18 protein-coding genes and 1 tRNA gene are annotated in these 18632 nt (G+C 62.7%); 6 read left to right on the plus strand and 13 right to left on the minus strand.

The window, feature by feature from the left end; genetic code table 11:
- Positions 1–258: 258 nt before the first annotated feature.
- The 4 genes from F759_RS0112655 to F759_RS0112670 form a co-directional block, all read right to left on the minus strand.
- The gene (locus F759_RS0112655; protein WP_027800186.1) at positions 259–1803 is read right to left on the minus strand and encodes a DEAD/DEAH box helicase; all 1545 of its coding nucleotides are present in this window, start codon (positions 1801–1803) and stop codon (positions 259–261) included.
- 217 nt (positions 1804–2020) lie between these two features.
- Positions 2021–2641 carry a PAQR family membrane homeostasis protein TrhA gene (gene trhA, locus F759_RS0112660; RefSeq protein ID WP_027800187.1) on the minus strand — a complete coding sequence of 207 codons (621 nt, stop codon included), beginning with the start codon at positions 2639–2641 and terminating at the stop codon, positions 2021–2023.
- A 132-nt stretch (positions 2642–2773) separates the two neighbouring features.
- Positions 2774–4072 (minus strand): c-type cytochrome, encoded by a 1299-nt coding sequence (locus tag F759_RS0112665; protein WP_027800188.1) that lies wholly within the window; start codon positions 4070–4072, stop codon positions 2774–2776.
- Positions 4073–4093: 21 nt separating this feature from the next.
- Positions 4094–4825, minus strand: coding sequence for a c-type cytochrome (locus F759_RS0112670; RefSeq protein WP_033379637.1), 732 nt, complete (start codon positions 4823–4825; stop codon positions 4094–4096).
- 398 nt (positions 4826–5223) lie between these two features.
- Between F759_RS0112670 and copC the strand changes: the two genes are divergently transcribed.
- On the plus strand, positions 5224–5601 hold the full coding sequence (copC, locus tag F759_RS0112675) for a copper homeostasis periplasmic binding protein CopC (RefSeq protein WP_027800190.1): 378 nt from the start codon (positions 5224–5226) through the stop codon (positions 5599–5601).
- Positions 5598–6527, plus strand: a complete 930-nt coding sequence (locus F759_RS0112680; protein WP_027800191.1) for a CopD family protein — start codon at positions 5598–5600, stop codon at positions 6525–6527. Before copC ends, F759_RS0112680 begins: the two co-directional genes overlap by 4 nt.
- Before the next feature lie 160 nt (positions 6528–6687).
- On the opposite strand, the gene F759_RS0112685 is transcribed toward F759_RS0112680, so the two are convergent.
- The 3 genes from F759_RS0112685 to dgoD form a co-directional block, all read right to left on the minus strand.
- A complete protein-coding gene (locus F759_RS0112685; protein ID WP_027800192.1) occupies positions 6688–6939 on the minus strand; it encodes a YodC family protein in 252 nt (83 codons plus the stop codon).
- Between the two features lie 25 nt (positions 6940–6964).
- Complete coding sequence (locus F759_RS0112690; RefSeq protein WP_027800193.1) at positions 6965–7267, minus strand: hypothetical protein; 303 nt, start codon at positions 7265–7267, stop codon at positions 6965–6967.
- Between the two features lie 291 nt (positions 7268–7558).
- Positions 7559–8707, minus strand: coding sequence for a galactonate dehydratase (dgoD, locus tag F759_RS0112695; RefSeq protein ID WP_025602604.1), 1149 nt, complete (start codon positions 8705–8707; stop codon positions 7559–7561).
- A 93-nt stretch (positions 8708–8800) separates the two neighbouring features.
- On the opposite strand from dgoD, the gene F759_RS0112700 reads away from it, so the two are divergent.
- A complete protein-coding gene (locus F759_RS0112700) occupies positions 8801–9508 on the plus strand; it encodes a FadR/GntR family transcriptional regulator (RefSeq protein WP_036024229.1) in 708 nt (235 codons plus the stop codon).
- Here the strand turns inward: F759_RS0112700 and F759_RS0112705 are convergent, their stop codons facing one another.
- Positions 9509–11047 (minus strand): DHA2 family efflux MFS transporter permease subunit, encoded by a 1539-nt coding sequence (locus tag F759_RS0112705; RefSeq protein WP_027800195.1) that lies wholly within the window; start codon positions 11045–11047, stop codon positions 9509–9511.
- 136 nt (positions 11048–11183) lie between these two features.
- Between F759_RS0112705 and F759_RS0112710 the strand changes: the two genes are divergently transcribed.
- Positions 11184–11627 carry a MarR family winged helix-turn-helix transcriptional regulator gene (locus tag F759_RS0112710; protein WP_027800196.1) on the plus strand — a complete coding sequence of 148 codons (444 nt, stop codon included), beginning with the start codon at positions 11184–11186 and terminating at the stop codon, positions 11625–11627.
- Between the two features lie 34 nt (positions 11628–11661).
- Here F759_RS0112710 and F759_RS0112715 read toward each other — a convergent pair whose 3' ends face one another.
- The 5 genes from F759_RS0112715 to F759_RS0112735 all read right to left on the minus strand — a co-directional run bounded on the left by F759_RS0112715 (position 11662) and on the right by F759_RS0112735 (position 16491).
- The gene (locus F759_RS0112715; protein ID WP_027800197.1) at positions 11662–12000 is read right to left on the minus strand and encodes a hypothetical protein; all 339 of its coding nucleotides are present in this window, start codon (positions 11998–12000) and stop codon (positions 11662–11664) included.
- Positions 12001–12105: 105 nt separating this feature from the next.
- Positions 12106–12182 (minus strand) — tRNA-Met (locus tag F759_RS0112720).
- Positions 12183–12278: 96 nt separating this feature from the next.
- Positions 12279–13937, minus strand: coding sequence for an MFS transporter (locus F759_RS0112725; RefSeq protein WP_027800198.1), 1659 nt, complete (start codon positions 13935–13937; stop codon positions 12279–12281).
- Positions 13938–14154: 217 nt separating this feature from the next.
- On the minus strand, positions 14155–15702 hold the full coding sequence (locus tag F759_RS0112730) for a sensor histidine kinase (RefSeq protein ID WP_027800199.1): 1548 nt from the start codon (positions 15700–15702) through the stop codon (positions 14155–14157).
- Positions 15703–15711: 9 nt separating this feature from the next.
- On the minus strand, positions 15712–16491 hold the full coding sequence (locus F759_RS0112735; protein ID WP_027800200.1) for a response regulator transcription factor: 780 nt from the start codon (positions 16489–16491) through the stop codon (positions 15712–15714).
- A gap of 234 nt (positions 16492–16725) precedes the next feature.
- Here F759_RS0112735 and recA point away from each other — a divergent pair, with 234 nt between their 5' ends.
- Both recA and recX read left to right on the plus strand, forming a co-directional pair.
- Positions 16726–17802 (plus strand): recombinase RecA, encoded by a 1077-nt coding sequence (gene recA, locus F759_RS0112740; RefSeq protein WP_027800201.1) that lies wholly within the window; start codon positions 16726–16728, stop codon positions 17800–17802.
- A 7-nt stretch (positions 17803–17809) separates the two neighbouring features.
- The gene (recX, locus tag F759_RS0112745; RefSeq protein WP_027800202.1) at positions 17810–18586 is read left to right on the plus strand and encodes a recombination regulator RecX; all 777 of its coding nucleotides are present in this window, start codon (positions 17810–17812) and stop codon (positions 18584–18586) included.
- The last annotated feature ends 46 nt before the right edge of the window (positions 18587–18632 follow it).

Genomic DNA, 18632 nt, shown 5'->3' on the forward strand with positions numbered 1-18632 from the left:
CTTCATGGGGCGAGTTACGGGCCCGGCTCGACCGTCGGACGCGGAGGCCCGACTCAACGACCGGGCAACCACCAGCCTTGGCGGCCGGCCTCCACGGCCGGGCGAAGTCGCCGAACGTGCAGCCATAAGCCTGCGGCTAAACGTCGGCGTCAGCGGGCAAATCTTAACGGCCAAGCGTCAACGGCCGAACCTTCGTGGCCAACGTCAACTGCTAACGTCAGCAGTCAAGCGTTCGCGGTCACCGTTAGCCACAAAACCTCAACGACCACGCTGACCGCTGCGTGCCGGATTGCCCCCGCGCGGCGCATCGTTGCGTGGCTTCGCGCCGCTCAGCAACGCACCGGGGTTGCTGCCTTGCGGCTTGCGCGGCGCGTGCTGCGCAGCGCTGCCTTCATGCGCGACAGCGCGCGGACGGTCATCGTGACGCTGACCGTCGCGGCGCGATTGTCCGCCGTTGCCGGCCGGCTTCGCACCTTGCGGCTTCGGCTGCTGCTGACCGCTCGCGGGACGTTGCCCCGAGCGCTGCCCCGTGCCTTGCGCCGCCTTCGCCGCACCGCCGTTGCCTCCCTTCGGTGCACCTTGACCCTGACGCGGCGAACGTCCGCCACCGCCACCGCCGCCCTGGCCACGTCGCAAGATCGGCTCCGGCTTGGCAGTCGGGTCCGGTTCGAAACCGGCGATCACTTCTTGCGGCACCGGACGCTTGATCAGCTTCTCGATGTCCTTCAACAGTTGCAGTTCGTCGACGCACACGAGCGAAATCGCCTCGCCCGTCGCGCCCGCGCGACCCGTGCGGCCGATCCGGTGCACGTAGTCTTCCGGCACGTTCGGCAGGTCGAAATTGACAACGTGCGGCAACTGGTCGATGTCGATCCCGCGCGCGGCGATATCGGTTGCAACCAGCACCTGAAGCGTGCCGTCCTTGAATTCGGCGAGCGCGCGCGTGCGAGCCGACTGGCTCTTGTTGCCGTGAATCGCCAGCGCGCTGATGCCGTCTTTGGTCAACTGTTCAGCGAGCCGATTGGCGCCGTGCTTCGTGCGCGTGAACACCAGCACCTGAAACCAGTTGTGCTGCTTGATCAGATGCGTGAGCAATTCGCGCTTCTTGTCGCGATCCACCGGGTGAATTTTCTGCGCGACCGTTTCCGCGGTCGTATTGCGGCGCGCGACTTCGATCAGCGCCGGGGAGTCGAGCAGATTGTCGGCGAGCGTTTTGATCTCGTCGGAGAAAGTGGCCGAGAACAGCAGGTTCTGGCGCTTGGGCGGCAGTTTCGCGAGCACGCGCTTGATGTCGTGGATGAAGCCCATGTCGAGCATCCGGTCCGCTTCGTCGAGCACGAGAATCTCGAGATGCGACAAATCGATGGTCTTCTGCTGCATGTGGTCGAGCAAACGGCCCGGTGTCGCGACGACGATATCCACGCCGCTCCTGAGCGCGCCGATCTGCGGATTGATGCCGACACCGCCGAACATCACCGTCGACTTCAGTTTCAGATACTTGCCGTAGGCGCGCACGCTTTCTTCGACCTGCGCGGCGAGTTCACGCGTGGGCGTGAGAATCAGCGCGCGCACCGCGCGCTTGCCCGAAGCCGACGCGAGCGGCGGCATGGAGTTAAGACGCTGGAGGATCGGCAGCGTGAAGCCGGCCGTCTTGCCAGTGCCGGTTTGCGCGCCGGCCAGCAAGTCGCCGCCGTTAAGCACGGCGGGGATTGCTTGCGTCTGGATGGGAGTCGGAGTGGTATAGCCGAGTTCGTGTACAGCGCGGACCAGGGGTTCGGACAAGCCGAGGGAATCAAAAGACATAGAAACTCTTTGCAATGCGGTTTCGCGAACGGCACACGTGGGCCCCCAGCGGGCACAAATGCGGCATGAACACGCCGCTTGGCGTGATCGAGGTCGAGGCCGAAGCCCAGTTCCGTTCGCAGAGAAATCGGCGGCACGCTCGGATGCGTGCCGAATGCTTCAACGCGCTATGCAGACACGTTGACTGGCCTTAAGTTGCATTTCGCCGCCGTGGACGTCACGCGACATAGCGCGCAACGCTGACGAATTGACACAGACTGCCCGCCAGTACGAACAGGTGCCAGATACCATGTCCGTGCCGGATGCGCTCGTCGTTGATGAAGAAGTAGATGCCGGCACTGTAGATGATCCCGCCGGCCACGAGCCAGGCAGTGCCCGCTGCTGGTAACGCTTGAACCAGCGGGCGGACGGCCACGAGCGCGAGCCATCCCATCAGGACATACAGCACCATCGAAACGCTGCGGGTGCGTCGCCCGAGCGTCAGTTCCTGCACGATGCCGAGAGCGGCGAGCCCCCAGCTTACGCCGAACAGCGACCAACCCCACGGTCCGCGCAACGTGACAAGCGTGAACGGAGTATAGCTTCCGGCGATCAATAGATAGATTGCCGAATGGTCGCATTTCTGCAGCACTGCCTTGACACGGGGGCTGCGCACGCTGTGGTAAAGCGTCGAGATAGCATACAGCACGAACAGCATCGCACCGTACACGCTGAAGCTGACCACCTTGTACGCGTCGCCCTCTACCGCGCCCATCGTCACGAGCGTAGCCAGCCCCGCCACCGACAGCACGGCGCCGACGAGGTGGGTAATGCTGTTGAAACGCTCACCGACATGCACGGCTCTTTCCTCCTGCACGGTTTCATCGGGGCAACAGTTGCGCGCGAGTTACCCCAATGATACCGGTCCTCAAAAAACGAAGGGCGCGGCCGCGAATTTCGCCGGCCGCGCCCAGGGTGCATCGAACGCCGCTTAGTCGAGCGGCGCCGAACGCAGATCGGATACTTGCTGCGGCGACACCGCCGTGCCGTGGTTGCCCCACGACATACGGATATATGTCACCACGGCTGCAACTTCCTGATTCGACAACGACTGCGCGAACGGCGGCATGCCGTACGGATGCGGGTTCGCGTCCGTGCTCGGCGGATAACCGCCGTTCAGCACCATGCGGATCGGGTTGACCGCCGACGGCATCTGGATCGACTGGTTGTTCGCGAGCGGCGGGAAGGCCGGCGGCTGACCGAGACCGTTTTCCGCGTGGCACTTCGCGCAGTTGTCAGCGTAGATTTTCTGACCTTGCTTCAACAGTTCGCCGCCGAATTTTTCGGACGTTTCGAGTTGCAGCGGCTCGGGTGCTTCGCTCTTTTGCGGAATTGTCTTCAGGTACGTGGCCATCGCGTTGATGTCCGCGTCGCTCATGTACTGCAGGCTGTTGTGGACCACTTCCGCCATCGGGCCAAACACCGCGCCGCGGTTCGACACGCCGGTCTTCAGCAGATCGGCGATGTCTTTCGTTTCCCAGTCGCCGAGGCCGGCTTCTTTGTTCGACGTGAGCGACGGTGCGTACCAGTTCTGCAACGGGATCAGACCGCCCGCGAAAGCCGCCGAGCTGACCGGACCACCCATTGCGTTGATCGACGTATGGCACATGCCGCAATGGCCGAGGCCTTCGATCAGGTACGCGCCGCGGTTCCATTCGACCGACTTGGTCGGGTCCGGCTTATACTCGCCTTCACGGAAGAACAGCGTGCGCCAGCCGATCAGCATGTTGCGCTGATTGAACGGGAATTTCAGTTCGTGCGGACGGCTCGGGACCGCGACGGGCGGGACCGAGCGCAGATATGCGTAGATCGCGTCCGAGTCGGCGCGCGTGACCTTCGTGTAGCTCGTGAACGGGAAGCCCGGATAAAGCAGGCTGCCGTCTTTCGAGCGGCCGGTGTGCATGGCGCGGTAGAAGTCGTCCTGCGTCCATTTGCCGATCCCGTACTGGTCGTCGGGCGTGATGTTCGGCGTGAACATCGTGCCGAACGGCGTGGCCATAGGCAGGCCGCCGGCGAACTGCTTGCCGCCGCGCACCGTATGGCAGGCGATACAGTCGCCGGCGCGGGCGAGGTACTCGCCCTTCTTGACGAGCACAGCCTGGTCGGCAGGCGTTGCCGCCACGGCCGAGCCGTTATGCAGGTTGTCGCCGCCCGACCACAGGACGGGAACGAGTGCAGCAGCCGCAACCACGACAACTGCCGAGAGGGCGAACAAAGACTTGCGTTTCATTTGAGTGTCTCTCCCGGTGCCTTATTGCGGTTCGCTGCCGCAGGCAAGCGGAGTCTTCATCGAGCGGGCCGGAGCCGGCACGGGGTTTTGTGGAGCCTGTTGCGTGGAAAGCCAGGCAGCGACCGCGTTCACGTCTTCGTCCGTGAGACGCGTAGCGATGGTGTGCATGCAATCCGGTGCGATTGCGTGGCGCGTGCCCGAACGCCATGCGCCGAGCTGTGCGCTGATGTAGTCGGAGTGCAGACCGACGAGACCCGGGATGGCCGGTTCCATGCCGGTCAAGCCCTTGCCGTGGCAAGCCGCGCAAGCCGGGATCTGCTTCGATGCGTCGCCGTTCAGCACGATTTGCTGGCCGCGCGCGAGCGTGGTCGACGAAACGGTCGGCTTGGCCGGCTGCGGATATGGCGGGCGCTGCTTCGAGAAGTAGGTGGCGATCTGATGCAGATAGTCGTCGGAAAGATACGTGACGAGGTAATTCATGGGCGGATACTTGCGGCGCCCTTCGCGGAAATTCTGCAACTGGTTGTACAGATAGTCGGCCGGCTTGCCCGCGAGACGAGGGAAGTAGTCGTTGTCAGTACCTTGACCGTGCGTGCCGTGGCAAGCCGTGCAACCTTGCACGCGCGCTTCCATCGTATCGGGGGCCTTCGGTTGAGTCTGCGCTTTCGCAGCGCTATAGACACCCGCGGAGCCGATCAGCAGAAGGGCAAGCAACGGGCGGAAAATGCGTCTTGAAGACACGCGTAACTCCATCAAAATCGGGGACCTGACCGAACTTCGAGCGGCTCGGTGTGAAGGGCAGCCGGCGCTGCGGCGACGCAGCATTCTATCATCGAAGGGTGATGATGACTATTTGCCGCATTCGACATACTTGCGGCTGTCACCGGCGTGCGACAGTTTGACGCGCATCGCCGCGCGGATCTGCTGCGCTGCTTTCCGACTTCTGCCGCGTGTCGCGGGTGCAAGCGCTATACCCGAGAACTTTTACCCGCGCTATGTTGAACCCACGCGCGCGCGAACCATCGAAGCGTACACTTGCGGGCGCCGGAGCCCGCGCCGGATCGGTTTGTGCGTTTGCGCGCAGCGATTCTCAAGTTTCACGCAGTCCGGCCGGCGCCCGCCGTTCCCTGTTCATCCGCTATCGGCCTTACATGAAGCTAATCAATCTTTCACGTCCGGCGCGGCTTTCGTCCGCGTTCGGCGCCGCGGCGCTCATGCTGGCGTCCACGGCATTCGCGCATGCCCATCTCGTTTCCAGCGAGCCGGCGGCCAACACCGAAGTTGCCGCACCCGCCGAAGTGACCATTCATTTCACCGAGCCGCTCGAGCCGGCCTTCAGCAAAATCGTGCTGGACGACGCCAAAGGCAAGACAGCCGCGCCTGCTGCGTCGCAAGTCGACAAGCAGGATGCGCGCGTCATGCATTTGCCGCTGCCGCAGTTGGGCGCCGGCCGCTACGCGGTGCACTGGATCGCGGTTGCCACGGATGGCCATCGTACGCAGGGCGACTTTGCGTTCACCGTCAAATGAGCATCGACGGATTGTGGATCGGGCAGGTCGCCTTGGCCGCGCTCATGAATGTCGCGTTCGCGTTTACCGTCGGTTCGGCGTTGCTCGGCGCGTGGCTCGCGAACGATGCAAAGGCGAAGGTCGCGCCCGGGCGCGCCGCGTGGTTGCGCGCGCAACGTTCGATGCTGACCGCCAGCGTCGTACTGGTGCTCGCCGATCTCGGCTGGCTGTTATATCAGGCGGCGTCGATGAGCGGCGTTGCATTGCCCGCCGCGTTCGGCTTCCTGCCTACGGTGCTCACACAAACGCACGTCGGCTACGGCTGGAGCGTTGCGTTCGCGGGGGCGCTGGTGTTGCTCGGCACCGCAATGACGAGTCATAGCGGCATGTTGCGCAACGCGCTGCTGTGGCTCGCGGTGATTGCGATCGCCGCAGGCAAGGCGTCGCTCGGGCACGCGGCGGATGCCGGTCCGGCATCGGCAGCTATCGCGATGCAAACATTGCATGTGCTCGTAGCAAGCGTGTGGGGCGGCCTGGCGATCACCGCCGGGCTTGTGGTGTTGCCGGCGCTCGGCGCTTCGACCGCGCGAGGCCTGTTGATCCGCACGGCGACGCAGGTGTCGAACGTGTCGGCGGTCACGGTGGGGTTCGTGCTGCTCTCCGGCATCTTCAACGCCGTGCGCGGCTCGGGCGGCTCGTTCCAAGCGATCGGGTCGAGTACATGGGGCCACGTTTTGATCCTCAAGCTCTCGCTCGTCGCACTTGCGCTCGTGCTTGGCGGCCTCAATCGCTTTCTTGCGCTTCCCCGCTTACGCCGCACGGCATCGACGATGGACGCGCACACTTTTGTCAACGTGCTGTATCTGGAAGCGCTTGCGATGATCGGCGTCCTGGTTACTGCCGCCGCGCTCGCGCATAGCGCGCCGGCGTTCGCGGCGCTCGGCTGAGCTCGGTACACGAGTCACCGGCGCCCGACGCGCGGGCCGTGATGGTCCGCGTCGTTATACATTCAAACAGGCACGAGCGCACTGCATAAAAAAGCGCCGCACGGTTTCGCCGTGCGGCGCAGTACACACGGTCGCCCGGCGTTGGCCAGCGAACCCGCTACTACTCCGAACGTGACAACGCGGTTTTGGCCCGCTCCGGTTCCAATGTCTCCTCGGGAAACATCTCCTGCATCAACTCGCCGGTGTTGCCGAACCATTGGCAGATCAGCCAGTTGCCGGGCGCGAACAGCACCGGCCCGCTCCACGTGACGGTCATTGCAGATCCGCCGGACTTGAGCTTCAGCACGTCGCCGACGCAATACGCAGGTCTGGCGAGCCGAGCCGGTTCTGCAAGTCTTGTGAACAATCGCATGTTGATCATTCGGCGTTCGGCGGATTCACTCGAGACCCAGCCGATGCCCGAGAATCGGCGCGCAAAACAGCGCGATCGCGCAGCCTGCGACCTTGCCTTCGAGTTCGGCTGCTGCTGCATGCGCGCCGTAGACATGCGTGAGCAAATCGGAAAGCTGCGGGATGCAATACACGACTGCGGCGACGATGAACCATTTCTCGACCGCCGCGATGCGCCAGCCGCGTTCATACGCAACGGCCGCGCCGATGACCCGGAGCACGCCGAACAACACCAGCGCGCCGACGGCCGCCTGTTCGCGCAGCAAATAATCCGGAATGAATTCGCCCATGTTGCTTCCCGATGCATTCGTTGTTTGAACGCATTTGAGCAAGGAGTGGGCCATGCATCTGTCTGATGTCGAACAAAGGGTAGCTTAGCCTTTGCAGGCAAGGCTTTGGCAACGCGGGCGAAAGCGCTCAGGAGGCGCGAAAACGCGATTCAAGGCTCGAGCGGCGGGGGGCGTTACGTTACTCAAGCGCGCGCATGTCACGTCACCGTAACGTGCGAGCCTGATTTGCTGAGAGCGCCCAAAAGAAAACGCCGCTCGCAGGCGGCGTCATTCGGCAGGCGGCTGAAACGATTACCACTCGGCGACGCTGCCATCAGCGTGACGCCAAACCGGATTGCGCCAGCGATGACCGACCTTCGCCATTTCGCGCACCTTCTCCTCATTCACTTCGATACCGAGGCCCGGGCCTTGCGGAATCGACACGAAGCCGTCTTCGTATTTGAAGACTTCCGGGTTCCTGATGTAATCGAGCAGATCGTTGCCCTGGTTGTAGTGAATGCCGAGGCTCTGCTCCTGGATGAAGGCGTTGTAGCTCACTGCATCGATCTGCAGGCAGGTCGCGAGCGCAATGGGTCCGAGCGGGCAGTGCAGCGCGAGCGCGACGTCGTAGGCTTCCGCCATCGACGCGATCTTGCGGCACTCGGTGATCCCGCCCGCATGCGACGCGTCTGGCTGAATGATATCGACGTAGCCGCCCGACAAAATGTGCTTGAAGTCCCAGCGCGAATACAGACGCTCGCCCAATGCAATCGGCGTGTTCGTCTGATTGACGATATCGCGCAGCGCTTCAGCGTTTTCCGACAGCACCGGCTCTTCGATGAAGAGCAGCTTGTACGGGTCGAGTTCTTTCGCCAGCACCTTCGCCATCGGCTTATGCACGCGGCCGTGGAAGTCCACGCCGATACCGATGTTCGGCCCGACCGCCTCGCGCACCGCCGCCACGTTGTTGATGACGCCCTGCACTTTGTCGAAGGTGTCGATGATCTGCAATTCTTCGGAGCCATTCATCTTCACGGCCTTAAAGCCACGTTCGACCACGGCGCGCGCGTTGTTCGCGACGTCGCTCGGACGGTCTCCGCCAATCCACGAATAGACCTTGATCCTGTCGCGCACCTGGCCGCCGAGCAGCGCGTGCACCGGCACGCCATGATGCTTGCCCTTGATGTCCCACAGCGCCTGGTCGACGCCGGCAATCGCGCTCATCGTGATCGGACCGCCACGATAGAAGCCCGCGCGGTACATCACTTGCCAATGGTCTTCAATCAGAAGCGGGTCTTTGCCGATCAGATAGTCCGACAGTTCTTCGACCGCCGCAGCCACCGTATGCGCCCGGCCTTCGACCACCGGCTCGCCCCAGCCGACGATACCTTCGTCGGTCTCGATCTTCAGGAAGCACCAGCGCGGCGGAACGATGAAGGTTTCGAGCTTGGTGATTTTCATGTCGTGCGTCTCCGATCACTTGCGAAATATTCGAGGATTTCTATGCTACAACAAAGGCCGCTAAAGTACTATTAATAGTACTATTCGCCAGATATTGAGCGGCAACGCCGCAGGGAGAAAGCTATTCAGCACGATCTGCATGGGCGCGTCGCGCATCTGCTGGCGACTGCGATTCTGCGCGGCGACTACGCGCCCGATTCGATCCTGCCGCGCGAGGCAGAGTTGATGGATACGTTCGGCGTGAGCCGCACCGTGTTGCGCGAGGCGTTGCGCACGCTAACGTCGAAAGGGTTGATCGAATCGCGTCCGCGCGTGGGCACGCGCGTGCGGCCACGGCATGCGTGGAATCTGCTCGATGTCGACGTGCTCGACTGGTATTCGCGCGTTGCCGAGCCGATGCAGTTCGCCCTCAAGCTGCAGGAAATGCGCGAGATGATCGAGCCATACGCCGCGGGTCTCGCCGCCGCTTCGCACTCCGACGAGACATTCGGCGCGCTCGCCGCTGCACACGCGGCGATGGCCGCCGCGCGCAACGTCGACGAATGGGTGCGTGCCGATCTGCAATTTCACCTGAGCGTGTTAATTGCGTGCAGCAACGAATTGCTGATTCCACTCGGCACGCTGATCGAACGCACGCTCGAGGCACAGCTTCGGCTCAATGCGAAACGCGCCGACGTTTTCAACGCGTCGCTCGCCGAACACACGGCCGTGTTCGAAGCGATTCGCGAGCGTGACGCCGCCGCGGCCCGCGACGCGATGGCGCGCCTGCTCGGCGTCACGCGCGCTCGCATCGAGGCATGATCAATCCATCGCCGCATGAGCGGCCGACGCGTCGTGCGTCTTGTGCCCTGGGCGGATCATCAGCAGCAGCGGAATGACAAGCAGTGTCGCGACGAACATCAGCTTGAAATCGTTCAGATAAGCGATCATCGACGCCTGCTGCGTGATCGACGCATTCAGTGCCGCCATGTCGTAGTTCGAGCCGCTCGCAAGCATCGGCTGGATCGCGGGGTTGAACGGCGTGACATTGGCCGCGAGGTCCGCGTGAGAAATCTGCGTGTTGCGCGTCATCAGCGTTTGCACGATCGAGATGCCGATACTGCTGCCGATGTTGCGCATCAGGCTGTAGGTCGCGGTGCCGTCCGCGCGCAGTTCGGGCGCGAGCGTCGAGAACGTCAGCGCACTCAACGGCACGAACACGAGACCGAGCCCGAAGCCCTGTATCACGCCGGGCCACACAATGTCCGACGCCGACAGCACGATCGTGTAGTGCATCATCTGCCACAGCGCGAACGCCGAAATCAGAAAGCCTGCGAGCAGCATCAGCCGCGGGTCGATCCGCTTGAGCAGCCTGCCGGCGAGAAGCATCGCGAGCATCGTGCCGGCGCCGCTCGGCGCGGTGACGAGGCCCGTGGTCGCGACTGGATAGTTCATCAGGTTTTGCAGCATTGGCGGCAGCAACGCGCGCGTCGCGTACATCACCGCGCCGATCACGAAGATGAAGAATGTGCCCGTTGCGAAGTTCGGGTCCTTCAGCAACTCGTATTTGAAGAACGATTTTTTGCCGATGGTTGCCGTATGCACGAGAAAAAACGCGAAGCTGATTGCAGCGATCAACGCCTCGATCACGATCTCGTGCGAACCGAACCAGTCGAGTTGCTCACCGCGATCCAGCATGGCCTGAAGCGCGCCAATCGCGAGACCGAGCGTGGCGAAGCCGAACGCGTCGAACTTCGCGTCGGGCTTCGGCGCGCGCGAGGGCAGGAACGTTGCCACGCCGAACAGCGCGAATGCGCCAATCGGCACGTTGATGAAGAACACCCAGCGCCAGTTGTAGCTGTCGGTGAGCCAGCCGCCGAGCGTGGGGCCGAGAATCGGTCCGACCATCACGCCCATACCCCACACGGCCATCGCCTGGCCTTGTTTTTCGCGCGGATTGATATCAAGCAGGATGGACTGCGACAGCGGCACGAGCGACGCCCCGAAAACGCCTTGCAGCAGACGCGACGCGACGATCTGCGTGAGCGTCTCCGACAAGCCGCATAACGCCGACGACACGGTAAACCCGCCGATCGCGATGATCAGCAGGCGCTTCACGCTCAGCCTGTCGGACAGCCAGCCGGTCAGCGGCGTGGCGATAGCGGCGGCCACGATGTACGAGGTCAGCACCCATGTGATCTCGTCTTGCGACGCGGACAGCGTGCCCTGCATGTGCGGCAGCGCCACGTTGGCAATGGTGCTGTCGAGCGTCTGGATCAGCGTGGCGAGCATGATCGAGATCGTGATCATCGGCCGGTTGAGCGGCGCGGCGGCGCTCGACGGCGAAGAGTCGGTGGACATGAATGTGCGGGGTCGTCGATATAATAAGCATGCTTAGTATATCGGGCGCATGCGGCCGCCAGCATCGGGAATTATGCGGAGGCTGAATTGCGTGCAGAAGGCGTGGCTGCGCCAAAGGCTTTCGTATAATCCGCGCATGAAAACCCAACTGGAAGAGCGCTTCGGCTTTCTGATTTCCGACGTTGGCCGCTTGACCGGCAAGCGTTTCGACGACCTCGCGAAATCGTCGGTCGATTTGACACGCGCGCAGTGCCGCGTGCTGGCCTACCTCGCTCACTACGGCGATATCAACCAGGCGCGGCTTGCGGATTTGCTCGAAGTCGCGCCCATCTCCGCGGGCCGTCTGCTGGACCGGATGGAAGAGGGTGGCTGGATCGAGCGGGTGGCCAATCCACAGGATCGGCGCGAGCATCAGGTACGCATGACGCCGAAGGCCGAGCGAGCGCTCGGCAAGGCGCGCAAAGTGGGCGACGAGGTCGCGCTCGAGGCGCTGAACGGCTTCACCGATGAAGAGGCCGCGCAGATCATCGCGCTATTGCAGCGCGTGCGCGGCAACCTGAGCCGGTTGGTGGATCGTTGATGGAATCTTTCCGCAGCCGGCTTCGGGCGGCTTTTTATTTGGCTTCAGAGCCCGTAGCCGCGCCCGACGGCGGCGCGAGTTCATAGCAGCCCGGCGCTTTCTTGCCGGCTTCCGGCCCTTGCGAATCGATGCATTTGAAGGCGCTCTGATCGCGCTGGACAAAGATGGTGTCGGCCGGGCCGCCGTCGCCGCGAGGCGTGTTGACGACCGCGACGATCTTGTAGCCATTCTGCAGAAGCGTCGACAGCGTGGTCTGGCTCGCGCGCCACTGGTTGTCGGTCGGAGTTTGCGCTTGAACGGCGCTGGTGGAAGCGGCGCCCAGAAGCGCGATCGATGCGATGGCCACGGCGCGCGCGGCGGTGCGGAACGTCATCAAGAAACCTCCTTGAAGTTGCGGGTGTCGCTATCCGTATCAAATGCGGACAGCCAGAACAAAAAAGCCGCTGAACCTTGCGGATCAGCGGCTTTTTCTTGCAACTGGTGGCGAATCAGGGACTCGAACCCCGGACCTGCGGATTATGATTCCGTCGCTCTAACCAACTGAGCTAATTCGCCGAAAGAAGCGAGATTATGAGGATAGCACCGGGGGCTGTCAACCCCCGGTGCGCAACTTTTTCAGTCGCCGCCCATGGTTTTTCGGGCCGAGGCGCCTCAATCCTTCGCGTAGATATCCGAGTCCTTCGTTTCGCGGACGAACAGCATGCCGATCACAAAAGTAATCAGCGCGATCACGATCGGATACCACAAGCCCGAGTAGATGTTGCCCTTCGCCGCGACGATCGCGAACGCCGTGGCCGGGAGGAACCCGCCGAACCAGCCATTGCCGATGTGATACGGCAGTGACATCGACGTATAGCGAATTCGCGTGGGGAACATCTCCACGAGCATCGCCGCAATCGGTCCATAGACCATCGTCACGTAGATCACGAGGATCGTCAGGATTACCACGCTCATCGGCCAGTTGATCTGCGACGAATCGGCCTTCGGCGGATAGCCGGCGGATTTCAGCGTCGTCGAAAGCGACTTGTCGAACGCCTTGCCCTGGTCCTTCGCGTCGGCGGCTTTGCCGTCAAACGTGGAGACCACCGTGTCGCCGACCTTGATCTGCGCGAGCGTGCCCGCCGGCGCCGCGACGTTCTCGTAGTTCAAGCCGGCTTTCGACAATGCGCTTTTCGCGATGTCGCAGGAACTCGTGAACTTCGACGTACCGACCGGGTTGAACTGGAACGAGCATTCGTCCGGATTCGCGATCACGACGATCGGCGCCTTCGCCGTAGCCGTTTCCAGCGCCGGGTTGACGTAGTGCGTCAGCGCCTTGAAGAGCGGGAAGTACGTCAGCGCGGCGATCAGCAAGCCGGCCATGATGATCGGTTTGCGCCCGATGCGATCCGACAGCGAGCCGAAGAACAGGAAGAACGGCGTGCCGATCAGCAGCGCAATCGCGATCATGATGTTGGCCGTCGCGCCGTCCACCTTCAGCGTCTGCGTCAGGAAGAACAACGTGTAGAACTGGCCCGTGTACCACACGACAGCCTGGCCAGCGGTCAGGCCAATCAGCGCGAGGATAACGATCTTCAGATTCTTCCACTGGCCGAAAGCCTCAGTAAGCGGCGCCTTGGACGTCTTGCCTTCCGCCTTGATGCGCTCGAACACCGGCGATTCATGCAGTTGCAGGCGAATCCACACGGAAATGCCGAGCAGCACGATCGACGCGATGAACGGAATGCGCCAGCCCCATGCGCCGAACGCGTCTTCGCCCATTGCCGTACGCACGCCGAGAATCACCAGCAGCGAGAGGAACAGGCCGAGCGTGGCCGTCGTCTGGATCCAGGCGGTGTAGAAGCCGCGGCGTCCGGGCGGCGCGTGTTCGGCCACGTAGGTCGCAGCGCCGCCGTATTCGCCGCCGAGCGCGAGGCCTTGCAGCATCCGCATCGCAATGAAGATCACCGGCGACGCGATGCCGATTGCGGCATAGCCGGGCAGGAAGCCGACGAGGAAGGTCGACAGACCCATGATCACGATCGTGACGAGGAACGTGTACTTACGGCCGACCAGATCGCCGAGCCGGCCGAACACCACCGCGCCGAACGGACGCACCGCGAAGCCCGCAGCGAAGCTGAGCAGCGTGAAGATGAAGCCAGCGGTTGGGTTGACGCCCGAGAAAAAGCTCTTGCTGATGTAGGCCGCGAGCGACCCGGCCAGATAAAAGTCGTACCACTCGAAAACCGTACCTAGCGACGATGCGAAGATCACCCGCTTCTCATCGCGCGTCATCGGCACGGGCGAAATGTGCCCGCCAACGGTAGCCATATGTCGTCTCCAATATTGATATACACGCGGTGCGCCGGCCCGCGGCGCTCCGTGCAACCGATTATTGGAGTGAAAACTTACGGCCTTCTGACATCAACGGCCCAAGTCGCAGTTTTTGCAGCGACGGCAAATTGTTGGATACATCTGTTAAATGGCGTCGAACGGCGTGAAATTCACCGCGAACGGCGTCTATCACGGTATGCGTTCGGAGTCGCCCTCAGTCCGCGTTAGGGTAAGTCCCGCCCCGCTCCAGCACATGCAAACTGACGCGCACAAGCGTTCCCGCGAGCCGCGGCGAGCTCTGATAGACGTTGTCGTCGATAGTCAGATTGCCGCCGTGCATCGTCGCGATTTCGCGGACGATTGCGAGCCCGAGTCCGCTGCCGTCGCCCTCGCGGCCCAGAATCCGGTAAAAGCGCTCGATCACCCGCGAACGTTCGGCCGCTGGAATGCCCAAGCCGGTATCTTCCACCTCCAGATGCACGAGCCGCGCGGCGGTGTCTTGCCTCACCCTGACCGTGATACGGCCGCCCGCCGGCGTATAGCGAATTGCGTTGTCGATCAGATTCGACAGCATTTCGCGCAGCATGACCGGATTACCTTCGACTTCAACTGGCTCTTCCGGCGCTTCGTAGCCCAAGTCCATCTGCTTGGCGAACGCGGCCTGCACCCAGTCGCGCACGGCGCTGCGTGCGACTTCCGTCACTTCGACCGGCGTGAAAATCTGGCCGGACATGCGGTTTTCCGCGCGAGCCAACGCCAGCAACTGCGTGACGAGGCGCGCGGCATGTTCGGAACTCGTCGCGATCTGTTCCAGCGAGCGGTGCACCTCTGCCGACGCGTCCTGCCGCAGCGCCAGCTCCGCCTGGGTGCGTAGGCCGGCAAGCGGCGTTTTCATCTGATGCGCGGCGTCGGCGATGAAGCGCTTTTGCAGCTCCATATTCTGTTCGAGGCGCGTCAGCAGATCGTTGAACGACGTCACGAGCGGCTCGATTTCCGGCGGCGCGCGACGCGCTTCGAGCGGCGACAGGTCGTCGGGGCGCCGCGCGCGAATGTGGGCCTGGAGCGCGTGCAGTGGCGCGAGACCGCGCGACAGACCGAACCACACGAGCAGGATGGCGAGAGGCAGGATTACGAACTGCGGCAGGATCACGCCTTTGATGATGTCGTTGGCGAGCTGGCTGCGTTTATCGAGCGTCTCGGCGACCTGCACGAGCACGGGCTCCGCGCCCGGCGTCTGCGGAAACTCGACCGTCGTATAAGCCACGCGGATGTCGTTGCCGCGCAGCATGTCGTCGCGGAACGCGACGAGCCCCGGTTGCGGCCGGTCGTCCTCGTGCGGCAGCGGCATGTCGCGCTCGCCCGCCACCAGTTCGCCCCGCGTGCCGAGCACCTGATAGAAAACACTGTCCACGTTATCGGTGCGCAGAAAGTCGCGCGTGGAATCGGGCAGCGTCAACTCAGCCACGCCGTTGACCGGATGAATCTGGCGCGCGAGCACGTAAGCGTCGGTTTCGAGCGCGCGGTCAAACGGCCCGTTCGCAATCGACTTCGCGACCAGATAAGTGACCGCGAGGCTCATTGGCCAAAGCAGCAGCAGCGGCGCAAGCATCCAGTCGAGAATTTCCCCGAACAGCGAACGCGGGCGGGCCTGCGCGGCGGCTTCGGTTTCGTCGGGCGGGGCGAACGGATTGGCGTAGCGCTCGTCGCGCGCCTCGTCGAGATCCGCCGCGCGGGCCGTCGCGCGATCAGCGCGTGCGGACATGGATGTGCTCTATTTGTAGTGGTGGCTCGCCGGCATCCCGCCGGACTGCGGCGATGATGGCGGCTCGGATTCGGGCTCGGCGGGCGTTGGCGCGGCGGCATTCGCATTCGCGTTCGCCGGCGCCACCGCCTTCTCGAGGCAGTAGCCAAGTCCGCGCACGGTGATGATGCGCACGCCGCTCGGCTCGATCTTCTTACGCAGCCGGTGAACGTAGACCTCGATTGCGTTGTTGCTGACTTCCTCGCCCCATTCGCACAGATGATCGACCAGTTGCTCCTTCGAAACCAGCCGGCCGATTCGCTGCAGCAGCACTTCGAGCAACCCGAGTTCACGCGCCGAGAGCTCGATCACCTGTTCGTTGATATAGGCGATCCGGCCCACCTGATCGAACGACAGCGAACCGTGCCGCACGACCGTCGGGCCGCCGCCCGCGCCGCGCCGCGTCAGCGCGCGCACGCGGGCTTCGAGTTCGTTGAGCGCGAACGGCTTGGCCATGTAGTCGTCGGCGCCGAGATCGAGGCCTTTGACGCGTTCGTCGACGCTGTCCGCGGCGGTCAGGATCAGTACCGGCAGATTGGAATTGCGGGCGCGGAGGCGACGCAGCACCTCGAGTCCCGACATGCGCGGCAGGCCGAGATCGAGAATCAGCAGGTCGAAACTTTGCATGGACAGCGCGGTGTCGGCCTCGACTCCGCTCTTCACGTGATCGACGGCATAGGCCGATTGGCGGAGTGATCGAACCAGACCGTCCGCGAGTATGCTGTCGTCTTCGGCAATCAGAATTCGCATGGTGCGCCAGCTCAAGGCTTGGCCGGCACCTCGGGTGTCCCCGCGGCGCACAGCGGTCTCCGAAATTATTGTGGGTAGTTGGGCAGCGCGACGATAAAAATGCGCGTTCGCATGAGAATCGCGCTTGCCAAAACTACTGTTTTTTTATACAGTGTCTGGGTTTCGTGTGCTGTCCTTCAAAAGGTGGGCCGCACATCTGCCTCAGACGCCGTTCATCATAGCAAAGGACGATTCATGGAAGAAAGCAAGAAAGGCTCGGCTGGACTGACTGCTGAAAAGAGCAAGGCACTCGCTGCCGCCCTCGCGCAGATCGAAAAGCAGTTCGGCAAAGGGTCGGTCATGCGGCTCGGCGCAGGTGAGGTAGTCGAAGACATCCAGGTCGTTTCAACGGGATCGCTCGGCCTCGACATCGCACTTGGCGTCGGTGGTTTGCCGCGTGGCCGCGTGGTCGAAATTTACGGTCCGGAGTCGTCGGGTAAGACCACGCTGACACTGCAAGTCATCGCCGAAATGCAGAAGCTTGGCGGCACGGCAGCGTTTATCGACGCGGAACACGCGCTGGACATCCAGTACGCGGGCAAGCTCGGCGTGAACGTGAACGATCTGCTGGTTTCGCAACCGGACACGGGTGAACAGGCGTTGGAAATCGCTGACGCGCTGGTGCGTTCGGGCTCGATCGACATGATCGTGATCGACTCGGTCGCGGCGCTCGTGCCGAAGGCTGAAATCGAAGGCGAAATGGGCGACTCGCTGCCGGGTCTGCAAGCGCGTCTGATGTCGCAAGCGCTGCGCAAGCTCACCGGCACGATCAAGCGTACCAACTGCCTCGTGATCTTCATCAACCAGATCCGCATGAAGATCGGCGTGATGTTCGGCAATCCGGAAACCACCACGGGTGGTAACGCGCTGAAGTTCTACGCGTCGGTGCGCCTGGACATTCGCCGCATCGGTTCGATCAAGAAGAACGATGAAGTGATCGGTAACGAAACGCGTGTGAAGGTGGTCAAGAACAAGGTGTCGCCACCGTTCCGCGAGGCGATTTTCGACATCCTGTACGGCGAGGGTATTTCGCGTCAGGGCGAAGTCATCGACCTGGGCGTGCAGGCCAAGATCGTCGACAAGGCCGGCGCGTGGTACAGCTATAACGGTGAGCGTATCGGCCAAGGCAAGGACAACGCGCGCGAATTCCTGCGCGAAAATCCGGACATCGCTCGTGAAATCGAAAACCGTATCCGCGAATCGCTGGGCGTGAATGCAATGGCCGAGGCAGTGACCGGCGCAGGCGCAGAAGTCACGGGCGAAGAAGAGTAACCACTACGTGATACGCAAGGGCCGGCCATTGTCCGACACCGGACGCAACGCGGGCGGCCCGCGTAATGACGCGAACGATCCGTTCGATCCATCCGAATCGTTCGAAGCACATGATCGCGCTGCGGGCCGTCGCCCGCGGCGCACGCAGTTCAAAACACCGCAGTTCAAAACACCGCCTGCCGGCTGCGATCCTTTCGAGAATACTGAAAGTAGCGCTGCAGCCACTGAGCCTACCCAGCCCACCGAGCCTACCTACACGCGCTCACGCGACTCACGCCGCACATCCGGCGACGCGAAGCCCGGGCAAAACGAAGCAAAAAAATCTCAACGTCCCGCACGTTCGCTTAAAGGTCGCGCGATGGGCTATCTATCGCGTCGCGAATACAGTCGCAGCGAACTCGCGCGCAAGCTGAAGCCGTTCGTCGAAGAAACCGATTCGCTCGATACGCTGCTCGACACGCTACAAGCCGAGAACTGGCTGTCCGATTCGCGCTTCACTGAAAGCCTGATCCATCGCCGCTCGTCGCGATTGGGCGCGAGCCGGATCGTCGGCGAATTGAAGCAGCATTCGGTCGACCAGACGCTCGTCGAAGAGGCAAGTGCTCAATTGCGTGAAACGGAACTCGCGCGAGCCCAAGCCGTGTGGCGCAAGAAATTCGGCCAGCTTCCCGAGACGCCGGCCGAGCGCGCCAAGCAGGCACGGTTTCTGGCTTCACGCGGTTTTTCGGGCGCCACGATCGGCAAGATTCTTAAAGGCATCGACGAAGAGTGGGGCGGCGAATAGCGGCACGCAGGGTGCTTGTCAGCGGCTCGCGAGCAATCCGGCTGCG

It is taken from the genome of Paraburkholderia dilworthii (assembly GCF_000472525.1).
In the GTDB taxonomy this organism is placed as follows: Bacteria; Pseudomonadota; Gammaproteobacteria; order Burkholderiales; family Burkholderiaceae; genus Paraburkholderia; species Paraburkholderia dilworthii.